Below are 7918 nucleotides of genomic sequence, written 5' to 3' on the forward strand. Positions count from 1 at the left end.
GTAATGCGCCGGGCGCGACAATCCGAGGCCGACACCGGTCAAATGTCCGAAAAATACGCTCTCTGGGTTATTTCTCCCGTTTGTTCTACTTTGAGGGCGACCGAGGCTCGGACCGGCGAAGGGTGATCCAGTGTTCGCGCGCACGCGTATGGGAACGGCTCTGTCGATCGCGCTGCTGGTCGCCGTGGTCGGCGGGTCCGGGCCCCTGTCCACGGACGTGGGGGCGGCGGAGGGCTGGCCGCAGACCCCCAAGGTGGATCCGCCCCCGCTCCCGGTCGATCCCAGGTCGCCCCAGGAGGAACTGGACGCACTGGGGATCACCGGATATCCGGACCGGATGAGCGTCCAGCCGGGCGAATCCGTGAAGCTCATGGTAAGCACCAAGAGCCCGGCGTTCCGGGCGACGATGGTGCGCGTGGTGCACGGCGACGCGGATCCGCGTGGGCCCGGCATCAAGGAGCAGGTCGTCGCGTCCGACGTCAACAAGGAGTACCCGGGACGGCATCAGCCGCTGCCGCTGGGCTCGTACGTGACCGTTCCCGACGACGGCGAACTGCGCCCGGACGGAAGCTTCACCATCGCGGCGTGGATCGCCCCGACCACCGTCCCCGGGTCCAAGCTCAACCCCATCGCCCAGAAGCGGACCCCGGTCGGCACCGGAGCGGTGCAGGGGATCGTGACCAAGTGGTCGGACGCGGAGCGGGCCGGATACGGCATGGTCGTGGACCGGGACGGCGACCTGGGCCTGCGGCTGGCCGACCGGTCCGGGAGCGTCCACTCGGTGAGCACCGGCGTGAAGCTCAAGCCGTGGGCCCCGGCGCTGCGCGGTGTCGAACCCGGCGGGAGCATCCGGCCGCAGCATGTGAACTCGTCCGGCTGGTACTTCGCCGCGGTCTCCTACGACGCCGGGACCGGCAAGGTGAAGCTGTACCAGGAGCCGCTGACCGGCCACCCCAACGACTCCCACGCCGTCGTCACCCGGACGATCGCGGCACGCGGACTGAAGAACACCGCCTCCCCGCTGCTGATCGCGGCCTACCAGGGCGATCGTGACCGTCCGGCCGGGTTCTACAACGGCAAGATCGAGGCTCCGCGGGTGTACGACCGGGTTCTGGACGACGGCGAGATCCGCGCCCTGCGACGCGGCGACGCCGCCGGCGGGGCGGTGGCGGCCCTGGACTTCTCCCAGAAGATGGACACCGACCGGGTCGTGGACACCTCCGCCAACCGGCTGCACGGCCGCGCGGTGAACCTGCCGGTCCGGGCCGTCACCGGCCACAACTGGCAGGCCGACGAGCAGGACTTCAAGCGGGCGCGCGGCCAGTACGGGGCGATGTACTTCCACGACGACGACCTGGGCGACGCCGCCTGGAAACCCAGCTTCACCTGGCGGGTGCCCGACGACGCCCGCAGCGGCGTGTACGCGGCCAGGCTGGAGGCGGGCGGGAGCGTGTACCACGCCACCTTCGTCGTCCGCCCCAAGCGGGCCGAGCCCGCGTCGAAGGTCGCCCTACTGGTGCCGACCTTCAGCTACCTGGCCTACGGCATGACGGGCAATTTCCAGAGCGGGTTGAGCCAGTACTCCCGCCATCCCGACGGCAGCGGCGTGGTCTATTCATCGCATCTGCGCCCGCTCACCAACCTGCGCCCGTACGCCACCGGGCGCACCGGGCAGGGCAGGCCGTGGCAGTTCGAGGCCGACACCCACATCACCGACTGGCTGGAGTCCACCGGCCGCACCGTCGACTACATCACCGACCACGACCTGCATGAGGAAGGGACGAAGCTGCTGGACGACTATGAGGTCGTCATCACCGGCAGCCATCCCGAGTACACGTCCGAGCCCATGCTCGACGCCCTGCAGAACTGGCTGAACGGCGGCGGCCGCCTCATGTACCTGGGCGGCAACGGCTTCTACTGGGTCACTCCGCTCGACCGTACGGGCACGTACACAGAGCTGCGCCGCTATGACGGCACCGAGGCTTGGCAGGGCGCACCTGGCGAGCAGTACCACAGCACCACCGGCGAGTACGGCGGGCTGTGGCGCTTCCGCGGACGCCCGCCCCAGCAACTGGTCGGCGTCGGGTTCACCGCGCAGGGCTTCGGCTCCCGCCTGGGCACCGGCAACTACAGCAGACCCCTGGTCCGCTCGTCCGAGAGCCACGACCCGGGAGGCGCCTGGGTGTTCGACGGCGTCAAGACCACCGGCCCGATCGGCGACTTCGAATCCCTGCAGAGCCCGGGCGGGCCCATGGGCGAGGAACTCGACCGGGCCGACTACGCCCTGGGCACCGCCGACAACACCATCGTCCTGGGCTCGGGCACCGGCTTCGGCGACGAGTACCTGTTCGTGAAGGAAGAGAACAACACCGCCAACCTCATGGAGGGCGGCACCGTCAACTGGCTCGTCCGCGGGGACGTCACCCTGACCCGCTACCCGCGCGGCGGCGCGGTCTTCTCGGCCAGCTCCATCTCCTGGGCGGGCAGCCTGTTCTACAACGGCTACGACAACGACATCGCCACCATCACCGGGAACGTCCTGGACGCCTTCGCCTCCGGCAAGCCGCTCCCCGGCTCCGGCTGACGTGTACGTCTCCGTCCGCGGCATCCCGCCCGGCACGCGATCTGGGGGCCGGGTGCCGCGGGTCGTCGTGGTCCTCGGCCTGGTGAGCCTGATCACCGACGTGTCGACCGAGATGGTCGCGGTCGTCCTGCCGCTGTTCGCGACCCTCGCCCTCGGGCTCACCCCCGTCGCGTACGGGCTCCTGGACGGCCTCTACCAGGGCGCGACCGTCCTGATGCGGCTGGCCGGCGGCCTCTTCGCGGACCGGCTGCGCCGTCCCAAACTCGTCGCCGGCACCGGGTACGCCCTCGGGGCCGCCGCCAAGCTGATGCTGCTCCCGGTCGGGGGCGCGGGGGCGCTGTCGGCGGCGGTGGCCGCCGACCGGATGGGCAAGGGGCTGCGGACCGCCCCGCGCGACCAGCTGATCGCCGCGGCGGGGCCGCACGACCGGCTCGGCAGGTCCTTCGGCGTGCACCGGGCCCTCGACGCGACGGGTGCGCTGCTCGGCCCCCTCGTCGCGTTCGGGCTGCTCGCGCTCGCGCCGGGCGACTTCGACATGGTCTTCGTCGTGTCGTTCTGCGTCGCCGTCCTCGGCGTGCTCCTGTTCGTCCATCGCGTTCCGGAACACCCCGCGGCCGGGCACCGCGTCCCGGAACGCCGCACGCCGGTCTCGCTCGGCGACGTCACGGCCCTGCTGCGGACGAGCGGGTTCCGGCGGCTGCTCGTCGCCGCGGCCGTGCTGTCGGCGGCGACGATCAGCGACGGGTTCCTGTACCTCGTCCTGCTGCGCAACGGATCGGTCGAGACCCGGTGGTTCCCGCTGCTGTTCCTGTGCACCAGCCTGGTCTACCTCGCCTTGGCGGTGCCGCTCGGCCGGACCTCCGACCGGCTCGGCAGGACCCGCGTCTTCACCGCCGGGTACGGCCTGCTGCTGTGCGCGTACCTCACCGCGGTCCTCGCGGGCGGGCCCGCCGGGGCTCTGCTGTGCCTGATGTTCCTCGGCGCCTACTACGCGGCGACGGACGGCGTCCTGCCCGCCGCGGCCGCGCCGCTGCTGCCCGCCGAGCTCACCGCGACCGGGATCTCCATCGTCCAGGCGGCGGTGGCGGGCGGGCGCGCCCTCGGCGCGGTGGCCTTCGGCGCCGTCTGGACGGCCACCGGAAGCGACGTCGCCATGTGGACGTTCGCCGCCGCCCTCACGGCCGCGCTGCTCACCGCCCTACCGATGATCACGCAGGCCCGCCACCGCCGGACGGAGGTCCGATGAACCGCCTCGACCCGCGCAGGCTCCACGACGGCAGGATCATGTTGACGATCGCGCTCCTCGTCATCGCGGTGGCCGGGGGCTGCGTCGCCACGTCGGCGCTGCGCGCGGGCACGATCGGCGGCGGGCCGGGCGGCTCGGTGGAGCTGCCCGAGGGGCGGCAGATCGTGTTCCGGTCGCTGCGTCCGGGACCCGCGTTCGGCCACATCGCCGTGCTTCCGGCCGCCGACGTCCGGCGCGAGCGCGCCGTCCTCCCGACCCGCTGCGAGCGGGCGGCCGCGTCCCCCACCGGCGGCCTCTGCCTGCGCCAGACGCGCAACCCGACGCAGCTCTTCGCCGCCACCCTCCTGGACGGGCGGCTCCGTCCGGGAGAGAAGATCCCCCTGAACGGGATCCCGAGCCGTGCGCGCGTCTCCAGGGACGGCCGCTACTACGCCACGACCGCCTTCGTGACAGGCCACTCCTACCTCTCCGACGGCTTCTCCACCGAAACCGTCATCGGCCGGATGGACGGCGACAGGGACGGCAACAGGGACGGCAACAGGGACGGCGGCACGGTCGGCAACATCGAACGGTTCACGTTCCTGCTGAACGGGCAGCCGAACCAGAACGTGGACCGCAACGTGTGGGGGGTGACGTTCGTCCCCGGCGGAGAGCGGTTCTTCGCCACCGTGGCCACGCAGAACCGCAGGTACCTGGTTGAAGGCGATATCGGGCGGCGTACCCTCACCGCGCTGCGCGACAACGCCGAGTGCCCGTCGCTGTCCCCGGACGGGCGGCGCCTCGTCTACAAGAAGCGGACCGGGCCCAACGCCGACGTGTGGCGCTTCCACGTCCTCGACCTGGCGACCGGCGCCGAGCGCCCGCTCGCGGAGACCCGCAGCGTGGACGACCAGGCGGAGTGGCTGGACGACGGCCAGGTGATGTACGCGGTGCCCAAGGGCGGCGCGGGCGGCCGCAACGCCGACGTGTGGGTGACGTCCCTGCGCGGCACCGCGCCGCGGCTGCTCATCCCGGACGCCGACTCGCCCACCGTCCGGACGACGCATCGGGGCCGCCTCGGTTGACGTCGCCCGGTGGCGCCCGATCGGCCTGCCGGACGGCTCGCGCTCCCGCGCGTGGGCGAGCGTCAGATCACGCCGTCGGCGCGCAGGGCGGCGATCTCCGCCGTGGTGCGCCCTAGCTCGGTGAGGATCCGTTCGGTGTGCTCACCGGCGGCGGGCACCGGGTCCATGCGCGGGCTGACCCCGGCCAGGTCCGCGGGTGGCCGGAGGGCCTGCATCATGGCGCCCGGAACGCCGGGGATGCCCGGCAGGCCGACGTCGTGCCAGCGTCCGCGCTCGGCCAGCACCGGATGGGCGACGAACTCCTGGACGTCGTTCACCCCCGCGTTGGCGATTCCGGCCTCGTCCAGCGCCTCCATGATCTCGCCGCTGCCGGACCTCCCGAACCGTTCGGCGATGATCGCGTCGAGCTCGTCCCGGTGCGCGACGCGCGCGGAGCCGGTGGCGAATCGCGGGTCGTCCACCAGGTCCGGGCGTTCCAGGAACCGCTCGCAGAGCGCCGCCCACTCCCGCTCGTTCTGGATGGAGAACAGCACCTGCCCGCCATCGGCCGCGGTGTAGGCGCCGTACGGCGCGACGGTGGCGTGATGCGTGCCGATCCGCGGCGGCTGGATGCCCCCGTACCGCGTGTAGTAGGCGGGCTGGCTCATCCATTCGCCCAGGGCTTCGAACAGCGAGACCTCGACGGCGCGCGCCGAACCGGTCATCGCGAGGGTGTAGAGCGCGGTGAGGATGCCGGAGTAGGCGTACATGCCCGCGGCGATGTCGGCGACCGACACCCCGACGCGCGCGGTCGCATCGGCGGTTCCCGTCAGGGAGACCAGGCCGGTCTGGCATTGGACGAGCAGGTCATAGGCCTTCCGGTCCGCCCAGGGGCCGGACGTGCCGTACCCGGACACGGTGCACGGGATCAGCGACGGGTACCGGGCGGTCAGGGAGGCGTTGTCCAGCCCGAGCCGTCCGGCGGCGCCCGGAGCCAGGTTCTGGACGAACACGTCCGCCCCGGCGAGGAGCTCGTCCAGGACCTCACGGCCGCGGGCGGACTTCACGTCCAGGGTCAGCGACTCCTTGGACCGGTTGAGCCACACGAAGTAGCTCGACTGGCCGTGGACCGTCGTGTCGTACCGGCGCGCGAAGTCCCCTCCGCCGGGCCGCTCCACCTTGATCACGCGGGCGCCGAGATCGGCGAGCTGCCGGGTGGCGAACGGCGCCGCCACGGCCTGCTCCAGGCTCACGACGGTGACGCCGGAAAGCGGACGTTCGGTCATGCCGCCACCTCCAGCTTCCATGATCGGAGGTCACGCCGTCCCGGGCAAAACGCCGTGCGGGCGGTGGCCGTCCGACGGCCACCGCCCGCACAGAGGCCGATCGTCAGCCTGCGTTGTCGAGGACTTCGCGCAGCTTGCGCGCGAACGCCTCCGGCTGACCGCTCTGGCCGAACTCGCCGCCCAGGAAGCCGCCGTGATGGCTCGGGAACACCGTCGCCTGCCGGCCGAGCAGCTCGGCCGTCGCCACGGCGGTGCGCGCGGTGAAGGTGTCCGCGGACTCCTCCCCGACCGCGATCACGATCCGCGTCGGCGCCGCGGCCAGCGCCTCGGCGTCGGGCCGGTAGTCGCTGATGGCCCAGGACCGGTCGGACAGCAGCGGATCGTCGCGGGAGCCGTCGTCCTCGGACGGCATCCCGAACATGGCGGCGTCCGGCGCGGGCTGGGCGAAGTAGTCGTCGGTGAACTCGCCCTGCCACGACGTCATCGCGATGAAGGCCGCCATCCCGGCGCCCCAGCCCTTGGCGTCGTAGACCTCCTTGAAACCGGCCCGGGCGCGTGCCGCGGCCGCGGCGTCGGGCAGCACCGGGATGATCGGCGGCTCGTGCGCCACCAGGGTGGTCACGTCACCGGGGTGGGCCGTCACGAGGGCGAGCGCGGTCACCGCGCCGCCGCTGCTGGCGAACATCTCGACCGGGCCCGCGCCGAGCGCCTCGATGAGGGCGTGCAGGTCACCGGCCTGGGTCTCGGGCGTGCTGTCGACCCGGCCGTCGTTCCGGACGCTGCGTCCCACACCGCGCGGGTCGTAGGTGACCACGGTTCGCTCGGGGAAGTGGGACACGAGCGTGCCGAATCCACTGGCGTCCATCGGCTGGCCGATCATGACCAGCACCGGGCGACCGTCGGCGGTGGGCAGCGGGCCGTGGACGTCGTAGACGAGATCGACCCCGGGAATCTGCAGTGTGTGCGTACTCATGCCCTTATGGACCATCCCCATCTCGAAAACTCATCGGCCGGAATGGGGTCAGTTGTGCCAGTGGACGACGAGTTCGGCGTACAGGGGGCTGCGGCGCAGCAGCGCGTCATGGGTGCCGAGGGCGTGCGCGGTCCCGTCGAGGAGCAGGATCAGGTCGGCGCGCTCGGCGGAGCTGATGCGGTGGGCGATGACGATCAGTGTGCCGCCGCGGTCCGCGAGCGCCCGTTCGGCACGGGCCTCGGCCGCCGGGTCCAGGTGGCTGGTCGCCTCGTCCAGGACGATGATCGGCGCCGCCGAGAGGTAGGCCCGCGCCAGCGTGATGAGCTGGCGTTCTCCCTGCGAGAGCGTGGCGCCTCCGGGCGGGATCTCGGCGTCGTAGCCGCCGGCGCGGTCGACGGTCCCGGCCAGCCCGATCGCGTGGACGGCGTCGTCCAGCCGCGCCTCGGCAGGGTTCGGGCAGAGGTAGGTCAGGTTCTCGCGCAAGGTCCCGGCGAACACGTAGCTCTCCTGCGGGATGAGCGTGATGGCGGCCGCCGTCCCCGCGGGGTCCAGGGGCGCGCCGCCGAGTGTGACGCGGCCCCGCCGCGGGGCCGCGAGCCCCGTGAGCAGGTTGGCGAGGGTCGATTTGCCCGCACCGCTGGGGCCGACCACGGCGAGGTGCGTGCCCTCCGGGACGTGGAGCGACAGGTCCTCGATCACGGGGGCCGCGCGCGGTGAATAGGCGAAGGTGATCCGGCGGGCTTCGAGGTCGAAGGACCGGGCGGCGGCCGGGGCGGCTGCCGGGGC

6 protein-coding genes are annotated in these 7918 nt (G+C 72.4%); 3 read left to right on the forward strand and 3 right to left on the reverse strand.

The features are described 5' to 3' along the window. Positions 1-130 precede the first annotated feature (130 nt). The 3 genes from E1264_RS36830 to E1264_RS36840 are packed head-to-tail and all read left to right on the forward strand — an operon-like array spanning position 131 to position 4894. The gene (locus E1264_RS36830) at positions 131-2584 is read left to right on the forward strand and encodes a N,N-dimethylformamidase beta subunit family domain-containing protein (protein ID WP_132181202.1); all 2454 of its coding nucleotides are present in this window, start codon (positions 131-133) and stop codon (positions 2582-2584) included. Position 2585: 1 nt separating this feature from the next. After that, on the forward strand, positions 2586-3830 hold the full coding sequence (locus E1264_RS36835) for an MFS transporter (RefSeq protein ID WP_132181204.1): 1245 nt from the start codon (positions 2586-2588) through the stop codon (positions 3828-3830). Beyond that, positions 3827-4894 carry a hypothetical protein gene (locus E1264_RS36840; protein ID WP_132181206.1) on the forward strand — a complete coding sequence of 356 codons (1068 nt, stop codon included), beginning with the start codon at positions 3827-3829 and terminating at the stop codon, positions 4892-4894. The genes E1264_RS36835 and E1264_RS36840 overlap by 4 nt, the downstream gene beginning before the upstream one ends. Positions 4895-4956: 62 nt before the next feature. Here E1264_RS36840 and E1264_RS36845 read toward each other — a convergent pair whose 3' ends face one another. The 3 genes from E1264_RS36845 to E1264_RS36855 form a co-directional block, all read right to left on the reverse strand. Beyond that, positions 4957-6159, reverse strand: coding sequence for a CaiB/BaiF CoA-transferase family protein (locus E1264_RS36845; protein ID WP_132181208.1), 1203 nt, complete (start codon positions 6157-6159; stop codon positions 4957-4959). Between the two features lie 103 nt (positions 6160-6262). After that, the gene (locus E1264_RS36850) at positions 6263-7132 is read right to left on the reverse strand and encodes an alpha/beta hydrolase (protein WP_132181210.1); all 870 of its coding nucleotides are present in this window, start codon (positions 7130-7132) and stop codon (positions 6263-6265) included. A gap of 48 nt (positions 7133-7180) precedes the next feature. Further along, the coding region (locus E1264_RS36855; protein ID WP_132181212.1) for an ABC transporter ATP-binding protein at positions 7181-7918 on the reverse strand (738 nt) is incomplete at its 5' end.

It is taken from the genome of Actinomadura sp. KC216 (genome assembly GCF_004348535.1).
In the GTDB taxonomy this organism is placed as follows: domain Bacteria; phylum Actinomycetota; class Actinomycetes; order Streptosporangiales; family Streptosporangiaceae; genus Spirillospora.